The sequence below is a fragment of the Alphaproteobacteria bacterium genome (genome assembly GCA_035625915.1).
Classification (GTDB): Bacteria; Pseudomonadota; Alphaproteobacteria; order JACZXZ01; family JACZXZ01; genus DATDHA01.
In genome coordinates this window covers 1-15966 of sequence record DASPOR010000198.1, presented here as the reverse complement: position 1 = coordinate 15966, position 15966 = coordinate 1, and the positions used below count along the sequence as shown (strand labels likewise).

The 15966-nt window shown below is 62.9% G+C and carries 13 protein-coding genes; 3 read left to right on the top strand and 10 right to left on the bottom strand.

The window, feature by feature from the left end:
- From VEJ16_15380 to VEJ16_15370, 3 genes are all read right to left on the bottom strand, one after another.
- Positions 1-766: glycosyltransferase family 1 protein (locus VEJ16_15380; GenBank protein ID HYB11047.1), on the bottom strand; the 766-nt coding region annotated here is incomplete at its 3' end.
- Positions 739-1992: a glycosyltransferase family 4 protein gene (locus tag VEJ16_15375; protein ID HYB11046.1), complete on the bottom strand. Its 1254-nt coding sequence runs from the start codon at positions 1990-1992 to the stop codon at positions 739-741. The genes VEJ16_15380 and VEJ16_15375, both read right to left, overlap by 28 nt.
- A gap of 9 nt (positions 1993-2001) precedes the next feature.
- Positions 2002-3222, bottom strand: coding sequence for a glycosyltransferase (locus VEJ16_15370; GenBank protein HYB11045.1), 1221 nt, complete (start codon positions 3220-3222; stop codon positions 2002-2004).
- 723 nt (positions 3223-3945) lie between these two features.
- Here VEJ16_15370 and VEJ16_15365 point away from each other — a divergent pair.
- Both VEJ16_15365 and VEJ16_15360 read left to right on the top strand, forming a co-directional pair.
- Positions 3946-6543 (top strand): ABC transporter transmembrane domain-containing protein, encoded by a 2598-nt coding sequence (locus tag VEJ16_15365; protein HYB11044.1) that lies wholly within the window; start codon positions 3946-3948, stop codon positions 6541-6543.
- 34 nt (positions 6544-6577) lie between these two features.
- Positions 6578-7033: a cyclic nucleotide-binding domain-containing protein gene (locus VEJ16_15360; protein HYB11043.1), complete on the top strand. Its 456-nt coding sequence runs from the start codon at positions 6578-6580 to the stop codon at positions 7031-7033.
- Positions 7034-7121: 88 nt separating this feature from the next.
- On the opposite strand, the gene xth is transcribed toward VEJ16_15360, so the two are convergent.
- From xth to VEJ16_15335, 5 genes are all read right to left on the bottom strand, one after another.
- Positions 7122-7910: an exodeoxyribonuclease III gene (gene xth, locus VEJ16_15355; GenBank protein HYB11042.1), complete on the bottom strand. Its 789-nt coding sequence runs from the start codon at positions 7908-7910 to the stop codon at positions 7122-7124.
- A gap of 17 nt (positions 7911-7927) precedes the next feature.
- On the bottom strand, positions 7928-8614 hold the full coding sequence (locus VEJ16_15350) for a fumarylacetoacetate hydrolase family protein (protein HYB11041.1): 687 nt from the start codon (positions 8612-8614) through the stop codon (positions 7928-7930).
- Between the two features lie 130 nt (positions 8615-8744).
- A complete protein-coding gene (locus VEJ16_15345) occupies positions 8745-9461 on the bottom strand; it encodes a Phenylacetic acid catabolic protein (protein HYB11040.1) in 717 nt (238 codons plus the stop codon).
- 37 nt (positions 9462-9498) lie between these two features.
- Entirely contained in the window at positions 9499-10527 is a 1029-nt protein-coding gene (locus tag VEJ16_15340) for a 2Fe-2S iron-sulfur cluster-binding protein (protein HYB11039.1), read from the bottom strand.
- Positions 10528-10720: 193 nt separating this feature from the next.
- On the bottom strand, positions 10721-11533 hold the full coding sequence (locus VEJ16_15335; protein ID HYB11038.1) for a gamma-glutamyl-gamma-aminobutyrate hydrolase family protein: 813 nt from the start codon (positions 11531-11533) through the stop codon (positions 10721-10723).
- Positions 11534-11724: 191 nt separating this feature from the next.
- Between VEJ16_15335 and VEJ16_15330 the strand changes: the two genes are divergently transcribed.
- The gene (locus VEJ16_15330; GenBank protein ID HYB11037.1) at positions 11725-12510 is read left to right on the top strand and encodes a sterol desaturase family protein; all 786 of its coding nucleotides are present in this window, start codon (positions 11725-11727) and stop codon (positions 12508-12510) included.
- Positions 12511-12522: 12 nt separating this feature from the next.
- Here the strand turns inward: VEJ16_15330 and VEJ16_15325 are convergent, their stop codons facing one another.
- Entirely contained in the window at positions 12523-13149 is a 627-nt protein-coding gene (locus tag VEJ16_15325) for an outer membrane lipoprotein carrier protein LolA (protein ID HYB11036.1), read from the bottom strand.
- 101 nt (positions 13150-13250) lie between these two features.
- Positions 13251-15701, bottom strand: a complete 2451-nt coding sequence (locus VEJ16_15320; protein ID HYB11035.1) for a DNA translocase FtsK 4TM domain-containing protein — start codon at positions 15699-15701, stop codon at positions 13251-13253.
- Positions 15702-15966 lie beyond the last annotated feature (265 nt).

Sequence of the window (15966 nt, the reverse complement as noted above, 5' to 3'; positions counted from 1 at the left end):
ATACACGCCCCGGCATGAATCGCGCGAACAGCCGTTCGACCTCGCCTCGCGCCGGTCCGTCACCGGCGATGAGAAGCTGCCACTCCAAGTCGCCGAGTTGGGCGAGTGCCTCCGAAAGAACGCGGTAGGACCGAAGCTTCGCACCTTCACGCATCATGGCAACCGTCAAGAGCCAGGGCTGCCGCACGGCCACGCCGTGGCGCGCTGCAAGGCTCTCGCGGCACGACCCCGCCAGTGCGTAGGGGGCCGTATCGATGAAGGGTGCGAGGGCAACGATGCGCCGGGGATCGGGCGTCAGTGCGAGCAGCCCCTGCCGGTCGTCGCTGTTGAGTGCTATGAGGGCGTCCGCGCACGCAATCGCGGTGCTGGCCGCGGCATGTCCGTTCTGCCAGGGGCCGCTTGCCTGTTTGGGCGCATGGCACGGCTCGGCGACCACATAAGGAATCGCCAGCGCCTCGGCAACCGTCGGCCCCAGCCAGTCCGGCGCTTTGTGGTAAAGATGGTAGGTGAGCCAGAGGTCGGGACGGCTTTCCGGGTGCATGCGATAACGTCGAATGAGTCGCCGCGCGGTTTCCCGACCGAGCCGTTCGATGCGCGCTTGCAGCACTGCATTCCCGGCACCCTCCCAGCTCCTCAGCCGCGACGCGACGGTCGTCTCATAACCCGCAAGAGCGAGGGCGCGAATGAGTGCGCGGCCTACGCGCCGGTCGCCCGAGGGAACCGGGTGCCCCGGCGGCTTCAGCGGTGCGTAGAATGCAACGCGCATGGCGCCAGCCCCAGCTTGGCCGCGATCCGCTCAAGTCCGGGCTCGAAGTCGAAGGCGATGCGCACGCGCCGTTGCGCCGCCGCACCGAAATGTGCGCGAAGGGCCGGCTCCCGGATGAGCCGCTCGAGGGCTTTGCTAAGCTCAATCGGATTTCCAGGGGCCACGAGGAGGCCGTTGGCGCCGGGTTCGATCAGCTCCCGTGCCGCACCGGCGGTGGTCGAAACGCACGCAAGGCCCTGGCTTGCGGCCTCGACCAGGACGTTAGGCAGGCCGTCGCGATCGCCGTCCTTCGAAACGCGGGAAGCAAGTACGAAGAGATCGCTCCGGCGATATTGGTCGAGCACCTCGTCTCGCGGCAGCGCGCCGAGCCATTCGATCCTCTCGCCGATGCCAACGCGCGCCGCGTGACGCTTCAATTCGCGGAGAAGCGGCCCGCCGCCGACATGTGCAAGGCGCCAGTTGAGCCCGCTCGGCAATGCCGCCAACGCGGCGAGCAGGTCGGCATAACCCTTTTTCTCGACGAGCCGGCCTACGGAAAGGATGCGAACCGGATTTGCCGCATCTCGGCCGTCCCGAGACGAGTTCTGCGTCGACGGCGGCGGGAAGCTCACGAGATCGAGCCCGTGATAGACGAGTTCGACCTTGTCCGCCTCGGAAGCAAGGGCGGCAAGATGCTCGGCGCCTGCGCGCGTGCAGGTGACGAGCCATTCGAGGGAGCGAAGCTTGTCCCGTTTTTCCCATTCGGGCGACGTCCAGATGTCCTTGGCGTGCGCCGAACAGCTCCACGGCAAGCCGAGGATCAAGCTCGCGTACCGCGCAACCGAGGCCGGCGTGTGGAGAAAATGCGCGTGGAGATGCTCGACATCGGGAGAAAGCTCATGCGCCAGAACGACGGCCTGGCCGAAGCGCCTCGTCCGATTTCGGCTCGGATCGCGCTTGAGGTCGGCAAGCCATGCCCCCCGCGCATCTCCATAGCCTGGCAACGATTTAATCACGCGCCAGGCGCGAAACACGCGCGCCGGCGCATCGTGAAGATATTCCGGCAGGTAGAGCACCGGCGCCGCGATTTCCCGATGGACCGGGTGGATCGTGGAATCCGTCGGTCGGCGAAGGGAGACGATCCGAATGTCGAAGCCGCATCGCTCGAGCCCGCGCAGCTCGTCGGCGATGAATGTTTCGGAAAGCCGTGGGTAGCCCTTGACGATGACCGCGATCGTGCGGCTCACGGGAAAATCCTATGCCTGGCGCGTGGCGAGCGCCATCTGGGGCATATAGCGTGGCCACATATGCCGTTCGACGAGGCGATTGACGTTGCGTAGACCGTCGAGAAGACCCGGAAGGAAAACTTCTCTTGGCCGTTTCTGGCGCGGCAGCAGGCGAATGGCGTCGGCCATCACATTCGGATCGCGCGCGCTGTCGTCGACAAGGGCCCTGACGAGGCCGAGGTCCTGGGCGCGCGAGGCGCGGATGAACTGCTCGAGTCGAGGTGCGGTACGCGGCACGATGATGGACGGCTTGTCGAACGACAGAATCTCGCAGAAGGTGTTGTATCCCCCCATCGCGACGACCCCGATCGCCCCTTCGAACAGCGATTCCATGTGGGCATCGAAGGTGATCATCTCGACGTCGCCCAGCCTCGCTGCGCGCGCCATGAACTCGCTTTGCCGCTCCTGCTGCATGAATGGGCCGAGAACGACGAGTGCCGGATAAGGCATTTCGCGGTCACGTTCGTAGGCACGAAGCACCCAATCGATCAGGCCTTCGCCATCCCCACCCCCGCCGGGCGTTACCAGCAGATAAGGGTCCGGCAGTCGCGGCCGGCTCGGCATGTGCGAGGGATGGCTGGGAACCCTGCGTTCGAGATAGCCGGTATAAACCATCTTGCGGCGCACGACGTCGGGCAATTCGATTCCGGCGAGGGGATCGCAGATTTGCGGAAGTCCGTAAACCCAGATTTCGTCGTAAAGATCGACCAGCGCCGGAACGGCGTTTTTGCGTTCCCACTCCGGACCCAAAAGGCCCGGCTCGTCCATGACGTCGCGCAAGCCAAGTACGATGGGCGCGCCGCGCGCCTTCAGCATGTGAAGCGTGTCGGCAACTTCCCCGCGTAGGCCGAGCGGTTCCTTGTCGACGAGAAAAAGGTCGGGATCGAAACTGTCAGCGGTGTGGCGAATGATCGACGAACGCATGGCAAGCGTTTCGCCGATGTCGATGTGGAGGTTGAGGGGCGTGTACTCGCCATTGTGCAGCTTGATGACGCCCGGTACGCGGACAAAATCGACACGCGCGCGAAAGTCGAAGCTTCCGATGATCGGCGAGCCCGAAAGGATGAGCACCGACATTTCCTTGTGGTGCTCGACCATGGAGTGAGCGATCTCACGACAGCGTCTGAGGTGCCCAAGGCCGAACGTATCGTGGCTGTAAATCAGCACGCGAAAGCCTTTACGGCCAGTCATGGCGCCCGCCCCCCTCCAGCTTTCGTCCGAGTCCAATACCTTATTGCGCCCAGTTCCGTCAAAATGAGTCTTGTGACGGTCGCGGGTCAAGGCCCTGCGGTCGCCAATGGCGGACTTCATGGCGCAGGACGGAAAATCGTTGCCCTTAAAGCAGTCCTTCACCAACATGGTTCCGCGGCGACCAAATGCGCGACCGGTTTGAGTTGATCCACGCCAGCATTATGTTGAATCGAGTGTGGTATTCGGATTTGAAGTTCCTAAACGCGGGCGCGACCAAGATGTCAGGAACTCCAAAGCGACCGCGCTCGTGTAGCGAATCCGAAATCCGCCGTAACTTGGGGGTGGAACCGTGAGCGAATTTCGGATTCAAAGCCACGTTAGTATTATGTCGCGCCGAGTGCGGTATCCGGATTTGAAGTTCCTAAACGCGGACGCCACCAGGATGTCGGGAACTTCAAATCCATCACGCTCGTGTGGCCAATCCGATATCCGCCCAATCCAGGGTCGGAACCGTGAGCGAATTTCGGATTCAAGGCCACGCTGGTAATATGTCGAACCGAGTGTGGTATTCGGATTTGAGTTCTCAGGTTATGGCCGTCGCCGAAATCACGGGAATCTCAAATCCACCACATTAGGGAGAATAATTGCCTGAGGTAAGCTTCTGTGGAAAAAGATATTTACCGATTTATATTAAAATATAGCCTGAAAGATCAAATTATTCTTTTGATTGCGACGGCCGTTTCGTTTCCATTTCTCTATTATTCCTACGATTTGCCGAAGCTGATCATCAATCACATCAAGGATGCCGCCGCCCACAAGGGCGGGCTCGAGAGCGTGCCGCCGCACATAATGTTCGGTTTCGGGTTCGGCGCGATCGGCTGGCTCATGATGTTGTCGTTCGTGTTCCTTTGCCTGACGGTAATCAACGGCGCTTTCAAGTATTTCATCAACGTGTTCAAGGGCCGGCTCGGCGAACGGATGCTACGCCGTTTGCGCTATACGCTTTACAGCAAGATCATCTGCTTTCCCCTTCCTCACTTCAAAAAAGTTTCGGCCGGGGAGCTGATCCCCATGATCACGGCCGAAGTCGAACCGCTCGGAGGTTTCATTGGCGATGCCTTCGTAACGCCGGTATTCCAGGGCGGCCTCCTTCTCGTCCCGCTTGTCTTCATCCTGATCCAGGACCTGTGGCTCGGTATCGCGGCCGTAGCACTTTATCCGGTGCAGGGGTACCTCATTCCAAAGATCCAGCGCCGCGTCAATGAGCTTGGCAAGGAACGCATCCGCACGCTCAGGAAACTCTCCGACCGTATCGGCGAGACCGTGAATGGCTCCCTCGAGATCCGCGCCAACGACACGTCGCGCTTCGAGCGCGCGGACTTTTCCGACCGCCTCGGCGTGATCTACGTCATCCGCTTCCAAATCTATGTGCTGAAGTTTCTCGCGAAATACATCAACAACACGTTCGACAAGCTGACGCCGTTCTTTTTCTTCTCTGCGGGCGGCTATCTGGCACTCAAGGGCCAGATCGATCTCGGCGCACTCGTCGCCGTAATCAACGCGCAAAAGGACCTTGCCGCACCGTGGCGCGAGCTTCTCGATTATTACCAGGCCAAGGAAGATTCGCGGATCAAATACGAGCAGGTCGTCGAGCAGTTCCAACCGCCGGAAATCCTCGACGAAGCCTCGCAGTTCATTGAGCCGGAACGCGTCGAGCCCTTCGCGGGCGAGCTGGTCGTGACGGGCCTCAACCTCTTCGAGGACGCCCGGCACAAGATCATCGACAACGTCTCGTTCCGCTTCCCGCTCGAGACCCACGCGGCCGTGGTCGGGACGGGGGCATCGGGGAAGGAAGAGCTGGCGCTCGTTCTCGCCCGGCTCATCCTCCCGAATGCAGGGCGGATCGCGATCGGCGAGAAAGTCCTCGCGGATTTGCCCGAGGCGATCGTCGGCCGGCGCATCGGCTATGTCGGCCAGAACGCCTACATGTTCTCCGGCACGGTCGGGGACAATCTTTTCTATACCTTGAAGCACAAGCCGGGGAACGAGGCCAAACCCTCGGCCGAGCGCCAGGCGGAGCTGGTCGAGTCGGCGCGCGTTGGAAATCTCGATCTCGATGTTCACGGCGATTGGATCGACTACGAGGGGGCGGGTGCCGAAACGCCCGAAGAGCTGAAGGCACGTGGTCTGGAAGCGCTTCGGATCGCCGAAATGGAGGACGATGTCTATCAATTCGGCCTTCGGGGCGTGATCGATCCGGTGACGCGGTCGGACCTTGCGGCGCGCGTGCTCGAGGCGCGCACGGCCTTGCGCGGACGGCTCGCCGAGCCGACCTTCGCCAAGCTCGTCGAGGTCTTCGACCGCGAGCGATACAACACAAATGCGAGTGTCGGCGAAAATCTTCTGTTCGGAACGCCCGTGGGGCATGTGTTCGACATGGAGCGGCTTGGGGAAAATCCCTACGTCCTGGCACTCTTGGAGCAGCAAGGGTTGAATGACGAAATGTTGTCCATGGGTCGCGAGGCGGCGGCGACGATGATCGAGCTGTTCGCCGATTTGCCGCCTGGAAGCGACCTTTTCGAACAGTATTCCTTTATCAGCGCCGACGACTTGCCGGAGTTTCAGGCCCTTCTCACCCGCGTCGGCAAGGTTCCCGTCGATCAAATTCGTCCCGAGGATCGCGGCCGGCTTCTCAACCTGCCGTTCAAGCTCGTCGAGGCGAGACACCGGCTCGATCTCGTCGATGAGCCGTTCAAGGAGCGGGTCCTCGTCGCACGGAAGGCGTTTGCGGAGAATTTGCCGGACGCCCTCCACGGCTCGATCGAGTTCTTCGACATCGAGCGGTACAACGCGACGGCATCGCTCCAGGAGAACATCCTTTTCGGGAAGGTCGCCTACGGCCAAGCCCAGGGTGCGGCGCGGGTGAACGCGCTGATACAGGAAGTGCTCGCCTCGCTCAGCCTTCGCGATACGGTGATGGCGGTCGGCCTCGAATACAATACGGGTAGTGCGGGCGCGAGGCTTTCCAGCACGCAGCGCCAAAAGCTTGCGGTTGCGCGTGCGGTTCTCAAGCGTCCCGACCTTCTGGTGATGAACGAAGCGCTCGCGGCCCTCGACAGTGCTGCGCAAACCCAGGTCATCGAGAACCTGCACCAGGAATTCAAGGGGCGCGGATTCATCTGCACGACAAATCGCGCAATGCTCGCACGCACGTTCGACGTCACGCTCGTGATGAGCAACGGCCGCATGGCGGAGCATGGCGCCTTCGCCGAGCTCAACCGGGACGGAACACAGCTTCACGAGCTCGTGAAGGCCGAATGACGCAGCGACGGCGTCGAGACGGCGGGAGGAACAAATGAGTCTCAAGGAAGAAGTCGAGATCCTGCGAAATATCCCGCTCTTCGCGAACCTCGAGGCGTCGAAGCTCAAACTCCTCGCCTTCACGTCGGAGCGGCTTACTTATCACGCCGGACAGATCCTTTTCCGTCAGGGCGAGCCGGGCGATGCGGCCTATATCATCCTGTCGGGCGAGGCCGATGTCGTCGTCGCGACGCCAAATGGACCGCTCTCGGTCGCGAAGCTCGGGCGCAATGCCGTCGTGGGCGAAATCGCGATTCTCTGCGACGTGCCGCGCACGGCGACCGTCAAAGCCGAGACGGAAGTCGTGACATTGCGCGTCTCGAAGGACTTGTTCTTCCGGCTGGTCATGGAATTTCCCCAAATCGGGATCGAGATCATGCGCGTGCTCGCAAACCGGCTCGAGCGCACGACCGTTCAATTACGCGAGGCGCTGATCAAGGTTGGGGAATAGAGTTGGGTCGCGCCGCCACGTTGCAGCGGAACATGCATTCCGTTCCGAGGTAGGGCGAACTTCGAATTTGTCGGAGCGGAACAGTTCCTCACCGAAGATCGACGATAACCGGCGCGTGGTCCGACGGCACGTCCCAGCCGCGCGCATCCTTGAGGATCGCGGCACCCTCGAGCTTCCGGCCAAGCGTCGGGGTCACCCAGACGTGGTCGAGCCGGCGTCCGCGATCCGCGGCCGCCCAATCCCGCGCGCGATAACTCCACCAGCTATAGAGCTTTTCCGCGGGCGGGACGAAGTGGCGGACGGCATCGATGAAATCGTGCGAGCCTTGCAGTCGCTTAAGCCAATCGACCTCGATCGGCGTATGGCTCACGACGTCGAGCAGTTGCTTATGGGACCATACGTCGGTTTCGAGGGGTGCAATGTTGAGGTCCCCGACCAGGATCGCCTTGCGCGCGGGATCGCGGCGCTCGCGCCACCAAGCCGTCGTCTCTTCGAGAAATTGGAGCTTGTGGGCGAACTTGGGATTGGCCTTCGGATCGGGGACATCGCCGCCCGCGGGGATGTAGAAATTGTGAAGCTCTATTCCGCCCGGCAGCATCGCGAAACCATGGCGGCAGTCCTCCTTGGCGCACCAGGCACGGGCGCCCGTTTCCTTGAGCGGCGCGCGTGAGAGGATGGCGACGCCGTTATAGGATTTCATCCCGTGGATCAGTTGGTGCTTATAGCCCCACGCCTCGAATGTCTCGCGCGGGAAATCCCCGTCCTGGACCTTGGTCTCTTGGAGGCACAGCACGTCCGGACGCACCTCCGTCACGAGGCGTTCCACAAGCGCTATACGCAGGCGCACCGAATTGATGTTCCAGGTTACGATTCGCAGGGTCATGGCGTGAATGCTCAAACGATCCTGATGGTGAGCTCGCCCACGCTGTCGACGTGGCCTTCGAGCGTATCGCCCTTGACGGTCGGACCGACCCCGGCCGGTGTCCCGGAATAGAGCAGGTCGCCGCCCTTGAGGGCCACGAGCCCCGAGAGGTATGAGATCATTTCAGGCACGCTCCAAATCAGCGCCGAGAGATCGGCGCTTTGGCGGATCGCACCATTTACCTTGAGCCATATGGCCCCTTTCGACGGATGGCCGATCTTGCTCGCGGGCACGATCGCCGAGCAGGGTGCGGAATTGTCGAAACCTTTTCCCATGTCCCAAGGTCGACCCGCCTTTTTCGCCTCGCCCTGGAGATCGCGGCGCGTGAGATCGATCCCGACCGCATAGCCGAAGACGTGATCGAGCGCTTTTTCGAGGGCGATATCGGCTCCGCCGGACTTAAGGGCGACGACAAGCTCGATCTCGTGGTGCACGTCCTTGGTGCGGACCGGATAGGGAATCGCGGCGTCGTTCTGCACGATCGCATCGGCGGGCTTCATGAAAAAGAACGGCAGCTCCCGATCCGGATCGTGACCCATCTCGCGCGCGTGTTCGGCGTAGTTGCGCCCGACGCAGTAAATACGGCGCACCGGAAAGCGCTCGGTGCGTCCCGCGATGGGAAGCGACGGTTGCTCCCAGAGCGGAATTGCGTAGTTCATATTCGGCACTCCTGAATGACAGCTGAGATGGGGTCCATCGAAGGGTATTTGGGTAGAAGGAATTTGAGAAAACGAGGTGCTTGCCCCATTGCCGATCCATCGATGCGGGCCAGACCCCGGAATTTGGCGGCTAGTGTGGCGAAGCGGCCTTGAGTTGCGGCAGGCGAAGACCGAGTTCGGCCACGAGGGCCGAGGCGCGCCGGATATAGTCCTCGAGCATCTCTTCGTTGGTGCGCTGTTTGATGCCCCATTTGCGGAAGATCGCGTTGTTCTTGGAGCCGGCACTTCCGAAGAAGGCGGGTAGCATCGGAAAATAGCGATCGATCGCGTCCTGCACCTTGCGCTTGCCTTCTGGCGTCGCGATCAGCTCGACGGTGAAATCCTTGCCGAACTGGGCATGAAAACGCTCTTCCGGCATTGTCATGCGCGCGAGATTGCGGAGCGGATGAAAGCTGCAATGAAGCAGGTCCTCGACTTGAAGGACCTCGGCGAGGTCCGCGAGCAACTTGATGACGCAGAATTCCTCCCACGTCCGGAGGGGAAAATCGAAGATCGAAAGATGCTGCTTCTCCCCACCGGGCATTAGCTTCTCCGCCGGTACGCCGATCTCCTCGCCAAGCTCGCGAAAGCGCACATGGTGGCCGTATTCCTCCATCGCGACCCGGCAGGTCAGCCATTTGGCGTATGGGGTCGGCGCCAATGCAATCGCCGGCTCGTCGAAGACCTGTGCGCCATGAAGCTCGTTGACGGCATGACTAATCACGATCTTGCGGACCGCCGCGCGATACTCGTCCGGTTGGTCGTTCAGCTCACGCGCCGTATGGATTTCAATATGCCGCGCCGTCATACCCTCTCCTCGCCGCGGCGGGTCCCGGCTCGTCGCCTCAGACGGGCACCTGCAGCATGGCTTTCTCGGCTTCAGTATAGAATGCGTCCGCGTGAATGTCTTCGCGCCTCATGCCGCGGGCACTCAACAACGCCGAGGCAGCCTCCACCATGACCGGCGGCCCCGCGATATAGGCCTTGAAGCCGTCGAATTCGGGAAAATCGACCCCCACCGCTTCGTGGACGAAGCCCGTGCGCCGTGCCGTTGGGCCACTCGGCTGGCTGAGGACCGGCGTGAAGCGGAAATTCGCGTGGCGAGCCTCGAGGGTGCGGAAGTGCGCTTCGAGATAAAGATCGCGCACATCGCGCACCCCGAAATAAAGGTGGATCGGCGGTGCGGCACTGCGTTGGAGTGCTGTCTCGACGATCGATTTTATCGGCGCCAGGCCGGAGCCGCCGGCAATGGCGAGAATCGGACCGCTGTGGCTCTCGCGGAAGTGGGCCGTCCCGTAAGGCCCCTCCACGCGAACCCGCTCCCCGACCTTGAGATGGGTGGCGACATAACTTGACGAAGCACCGCCCTCGACATGGCGGATGTGAAACTCGAGCGCCGACTGATCCAGCCGGTTCGCCATCGAGTAGTCCCGCGCGGGCTGACCTTCGAAAACGACTCGCGCATATTGTCCGGCAGAAAAGACGAACGGCCCGCCGGCCAGGATTTCGAAGCGCACACACTTCACGTCGTGGGTGACGCTTTCGACCTCGACGACCCGGCACTCGAGGAGGCGCAGGGGATGGGCGACGATCTCGTCCGCCGCGAGCCAGCCGACCTCCGCATCGGACCAAGGCACCGCCCGGCACGCCAGGATCAGTCCTTGCGATTTCTCTTCCGCCGTAAGGGCATATTCGGAATAGGGCGAAAGCTCGATTTCACCGTCGTAGAGGCGCGATTTGCACGCCCCGCAGTTGCCGGATTGGCAGCCATGGGGATAGGGAACGCCCTGGCTCAACGCCGCTTCGAGAACGGTCTGACCCTCCTCGACGGCGATGGGCCGGTCATGGCCGCGGATATTGACGGTGAACGCCATAAGCCTCTTCCAACCACGCTCCAGCAACCGGCTCGACCGCGCAAGCCGGCGCGAAGCTATTCGCAGGGGCGCGATTTTTCAAGCGATGCCGTCCGGATGGGTCGCTGCGCGCGCGGGATCGAGTCGCGAGGCGTGTTTGCCGCTCAGGCCGCGAGGCGTGTTTGCCGCTCAGGCCGCAAGGCGTGTTTGCCGCTCAGGCCGCAAGGCCGGCAATTCCCTTGACGGCGCGCAAGCCCGCCCGCGCCCGGACCGCATCGCCGAAGGCCGAGAACAGTCGCCGCGAAACCGGGTTCTCGAGGAGCTTATATTCCGGGTGCCACTGCACGCCGACCGCGAAGGCGGGGGCGTCCCTGACGGTCACCGCCTCGATAATGCCGTCGGGCGAAGCCGCTTCGATCGAAATCCGGTCGGCCGGCCGGTCGATCGCTTGCGCGTGGAGGGAGTTGACCATGATCTCCTCGGCGCCGAGGAGCTTGGCGAAGTAGCCGCCGGGCGTGAGTTTGAGGGCGTGCCGCGCCGCGTATTGATCGTCGCGGCTGACGTTCTCCCCGCGTGGCATCCGATGGTCGATCTTGCCCGGCAACTCCTGGACGCGTTGATGGAGCGTCCCGCCGAGGGCGACGTTGAGTTCCTGGAGGCCGCGGCAAATCGCGAGGAGCGGCAAACCGGCGCGCAGCGCCTCCCGGATCAGGGGCAGCGTCGTGGCGTCCCGCTGGGGATCGTGGGCGGTGCCCGGCACGCTCGCTTCGCCCTCATAATGGTGGGGCTCGACGTTCGACGGGCTTCCGGTCAGCAACAGGCCGTCGAGGCGGGCCACCAGGCCCGGAATGTCGTGGCTGTCCCCAATGGCGGGAATCACGATCGGCATGGCGTCAGCGCCAAGAACCACGGCGCGCAGATATTTTTCGCCGCAAGCGTGAAAAGGCCAGCCGTTTACCTCCTTGATGCAGGCGGGGAGGCCAACGAGCGGTCGAAGCGAGAGGGGTTCGGTCGATTTGGCGGCCATGAGGACTGCTCGAAATAGGTTAAGCGGATGGGGACAAGATGATCACTGGGAAACCATGTTTTCAAGCCGTTTAGAATCAATGCTGATCTGCGCCGCCCGAAATGCGGCCCCACCCAAAATGCAAACCTTGCGGCGATCTCGGCTTCGACTCTCATTGGCTTCCGTCTGGGCCGGCGGATATAAGCGTGGCCATGGAAGACGGCGTTCGCCTTCTGCTCGCCTACAAGAGCTATGCGGTGCTTGCGTGGTTCGCGATCTTCTTCGCGGCCGAGCGTCTTGCATCCGCCGCACGCCCGCACGGCGGCTGGCGTTGGGACTGGGGCCGGCTTTCGCGCAACGGCGGACTCTGGCTCATCAACGTCGCGGCATCGGTGCTCATCGTGCTTCCGCTCACGGCATGGGCTGAAGTGCGGAGCCTCGATTGGCGTCCGAGCTGGTGGCAGGGTGCCGCCGGCCTCGCACTCGATCTTATCCTGCTCGATTTCCTGATCTATTGGTGGCACCGCGCCAACCATCGCGTGCCGTTCCTTTGGCGCTTTCACGAGGTCCACCATCGGGACCGTTTTCTCGACACGACCTCGGCCGTGCGCTTTCATTTTGGCGAGGTGCTGCTTTCAGCCGCCGCCCGCGCGCTCGCGATCGTCGCCCTCTCGATCCCGTTCGCATCGGTCCTGGCATTCGAAACATTGGTGTTGCTGGCAGCCCTGTTCCACCATTCGAACCTCAAGATCCCGAGCCCCCTCGAGCGGGCACTCGCGCGCATCGTGATCACGCCTTCGATCCACTGGGTGCATCACCACGCGCGTCAGCTCGACACGGATTCGAATTACGGAACGATCCTCAGTATTTGGGATCCGCTCTTCCGCTCGCGCAACCGGCGGACCGCGCGCACGCCGGATATGGAGATCGGCGTCGAGCGCGAGGATGAGCTCGATTTCGGGGGCCTCCTCCTTCAGCCGTTCAGGGCGAGGCGCTGAGCGAAGGGCGGCCTATTGCTTGGTCGGAGTTGGATCGACGAACTTGAAGAGATTGGGATCGAGCTTGCCGTCGAATTGGGCATCGATTAGCGAGACTTCGATTTGCTTGCCGTCGCGGTCGAAGACCGTCCATTTCCTGAGCTGAAGAGGCTTGTCGCTGAAGACGAGGATGAGGCGCCCCTCGTCGGGGTGGCCGGTCTCGTGCACGCTCAGGCGCAGCGTGTCGCCGCCGCGCTCGACCTTGGAAACGGTAACGTCTTTGTCGAGTGCTATCTTGTCTTTGAGCAGGAAGTAGGCCGGTGTCGATTCGATCGGCAGGTTGCTCGTCTGCTTGAGCTGGGGGTCGTAGACCGAGAGATAAAGGCCGCTCGCCACCATGAAAAGCGGGTCGGGCGGGTCGTATTGCACGCGCATCTTGCCGGGACGCTCCAGGTAAAAGCTGCCCTGGGCCACGTTTCCGTCGGAGGTGGTCTGGAGGAATCGGGCGGCAACCGTGTGGATCGAATTGAGATAGTCCTCGACCCGAGCGACATCCGCCCGGTCGGCAACGCTCAACGGTGCCGGCGGGGTCGCACCCTCGGCCGTCGCCGCCGCGAGGCAGAGGCAAACCGCACAAAAGGCCGTCTTGAAAAACGTCATCGCCTCGCTCCAAGCCGGGCTCCAAGGGCCGGCGCCGGTCCGGCCGATGCGTGCCCCGGCGGTTCCTAATTGGGGATTGGGCGGATACGGCGCAAGACGGCTCAGTCGTCCGGGTCCTCGATGTTCCGGCCGAGCACTTCGCGCTTGCCGACGTGGTTGGCGGCACTCACCACACCTTCTTGCTCCATGCGCTCGACGATGCGGGCGGCACGGTTGTAGCCGATCTGCAGATGGCGCTGCACGAAGCTGGTCGAGGCCTTGCGCTCGCGGCAGACGAGGGCGACCGCCCGGTCGTAAAGCTCATCGCCCGATCCGCCGTCGCTCTCGTCGAAGCCCGGGATGATGCCGCCTTCGTCGTCCTCGGTGATGCCGTCGACATAGTCGGGCTCGCCCTGTTCCTTGAGGTAGCGGACGACCTTCTCGACCTCGTCGTCGCGCACGAAGGGTCCATGCACGCGCGATATGCGCCCCCCGCCCGCCATGTAGAGCATGTCGCCTTGGCCAAGGAGCTGCTCGGCACCCGATTCGCCGAGGATGGTGCGGCTGTCGATCCGCGAGGTGACCTGGAACGAGACGCGCGTCGGGAAATTCGCCTTGATCGTGCCCGTGATGACATCCACGGACGGACGCTGCGTCGCCATGATGAGGTGGATGCCCGCGGCGCGCGCCATTTGCGAAAGGCGCTGGATCGCCCCTTCGATGTCCTTGCCCGCGACCAGCATGAGGTCGGCGAATTCGTCGACCACCACGACGATGAAAGGAAGCGGGGAAAGATCGAGCGGCTGATCCTCGAAGAGGGGCTTGCCGGTCTCCGGATCGAAGCCGGTCTGAACGCGGCGCTTGAGCTCCTCGCCCTTGCGGAAGGCTTCCTGGAGGCGCTGGTTGTAGCCCGCGATGTTGCGCACGCCGAGGGTCGACATGGCGCGGTAGCGGTTCTCCATCTCCCGCACGGTCCATTTGAGGGCGACGACCGCTTTCTTGGGCTCGGTCACGACCGGTGACAAAAGGTGCGGAATTCCGTCATAGACCGAGAGTTCGAGCATTTTCGGGTCGATCATGATGAAGCGGCACTGCCTCGGCGGCAGGCGGTAGAGAAGCGAGAGGATCATGGTGTTGATCGCGACCGACTTGCCCGAGCCGGTGGTGCCGGCGACGAGAAGGTGGGGCATGCGCGCGAGATCGACGACCACCGGTGCGCCGCCGATATCCTTGCCGAGCACGAGGGTGAGCTTGGAGACGGTGCGCTCGTACGCCTCCGAGGCCAGAAGCTCGCGCAGATAGACGGTCTCGCGCCGGGCGTTCGGCAGCTCGATGCCGAGCGCGTTCCGTCCCGGCACGACCGCCACGCGCACCGAGATGGCACTCATCGAGCGCGCGATGTCGTCCGCGAGGCTGATCACCCGGCTCGATTTCGTACCGGGTGCTGGCTCGAGTTCGTAAAGGGCGACGACCGGCCCGGGCCGCACTTTCACGATCTTGCCCTTGACGCCGAAATCCTCGAGCACCGATTCGAGAAGGCGCGCATTCGCGGCGAGCGCGTCCTCGTCGATCGCCTCGTGTCGGCTCGCATCCGCCGGCAGGCCCAGAATGTCGAGGGGGGGAAGCTCGTACTCATCCTCGGTGTCGAGGTCGAGGGAGGCTTGCTTGGCCGAACTCGCCTTCCGGCGCATCGGATTGGCCGCCCGCGGCTCGATGGACGGGGCATGCCGGCGCTGCTCGGCCCTCACGACCGGTTCCTCATCCTCGCCGCCGTCGTCGAAGCTCGGCTCCGCCCGCTCGCCCCGTCGCCGGAATGTGCCGCGATCGAAGGACGGTTCGGCTGCAACGCCCGGAGCCGACCGCTCGGCACGGTCGGCACCGATCGCCGCCACCGCCCTCCATGCGGCCTCGACGATGCCCGCGAGCCCGGCGGCGGCACGGCCAAGTCCGTCGGTGCCAAGCCAGGCGAGGGACCTCAGGAAGGTGTTCCATTCGGCGAGGCTGAAGGCGATCGCGTAAACGAAGAGGCCCGCCGCCGGAATGGCCATCACCAGGGCGACGAGTTGTCCCGGAATTCCCAGATGAATGCCGTGCGCGAAGGCCGATAACTGGCGCAGGACGACTTGCCCGACGAAGCCGCCGAGCCCGCTTTGAAGCGGCCAGCCGGCGGGGGCGGGGAGGGCCGCGAGCGGCGCGGTCGCGGCCAGGAGAAGCGGCACGAGCGCCATGGCGCGGAGGGCGAAATGGCCAACACCCTTGTGGGCGGCAAGACGCCAGCCCCAGAGGGCTGTAATAGCGCCGATCAGGGTGGCGGCAAATCCGAAGGGCTGGAGCAGGATGTCGGCCACGTAGGCGCCGGGCAGGCCGACGATATTGTGCACGGGACCGCGGGTTATGTGATTGAGCGACGGATCCGACGGATCGTAGCTCGCCAAGGCGAGGAGGAGTGCGAAGCCGAACGCGACGAGGCCAGCACCCGCCAACTCCGCAATGCGTCGCCGAAGGAAGGCCAAGGCCTCCGGCGGAAGAAGAGCGGTCATTCGCCCCGAACGTTGTGCGGCGGCACGCGCCATCAACTCAGCTCCCCACAGTGAAGGCCAAGCCAACCCGCTTCAGTACAAAACAGAAACGAGTGTAACTGCGCCGGCGCAACGATACAAGTGTCGTTAACGACTGTGAACACAGTATCTCGTGGGCGTTATATATTTGCGCCACAAAGTCATGTAACGCGGATCTGCGGTTTATGTTTCGTTCGTTTTCCGCGACTCGGCGCTGAGATGGACGCCGGCGCTCTGTTCACTGAGAATTTTGTCCACACGCCGCGAGGCAATCCACCGC

What these genes read in the sequence shown, in the direction of transcription:
- VEJ16_15350 (HYB11041.1), bottom strand. Translation starts at nt 8,614, where the DNA reads ATGAACTACGCAATTCCGCTCTGGGAGCAACCGTCGCTTCCCATCGCG.
- VEJ16_15320 (HYB11035.1), bottom strand. Translation starts at nt 15,701, where the DNA reads ATGGCGCGTGCCGCCGCACAACGTTCGGGGCGAATGACCGCTCTTCTT.
- VEJ16_15335 (HYB11038.1), bottom strand. Translation starts at nt 11,533, where the DNA reads ATGGCCGCCAAATCGACCGAACCCCTCTCGCTTCGACCGCTCGTTGGC.
- VEJ16_15345 (HYB11040.1), bottom strand. Translation starts at nt 9,461, where the DNA reads ATGACGGCGCGGCATATTGAAATCCATACGGCGCGTGAGCTGAACGAC.
- VEJ16_15340 (HYB11039.1), bottom strand. Translation starts at nt 10,527, where the DNA reads ATGGCGTTCACCGTCAATATCCGCGGCCATGACCGGCCCATCGCCGTC.
- VEJ16_15330 (HYB11037.1), top strand. Translation starts at nt 11,725, where the DNA reads ATGGAAGACGGCGTTCGCCTTCTGCTCGCCTACAAGAGCTATGCGGTG.
- VEJ16_15370 (HYB11045.1), bottom strand. Translation starts at nt 3,222, where the DNA reads ATGACTGGCCGTAAAGGCTTTCGCGTGCTGATTTACAGCCACGATACG.
- VEJ16_15360 (HYB11043.1), top strand. Translation starts at nt 6,578, where the DNA reads ATGAGTCTCAAGGAAGAAGTCGAGATCCTGCGAAATATCCCGCTCTTC.
- VEJ16_15325 (HYB11036.1), bottom strand. Translation starts at nt 13,149, where the DNA reads ATGACGTTTTTCAAGACGGCCTTTTGTGCGGTTTGCCTCTGCCTCGCG.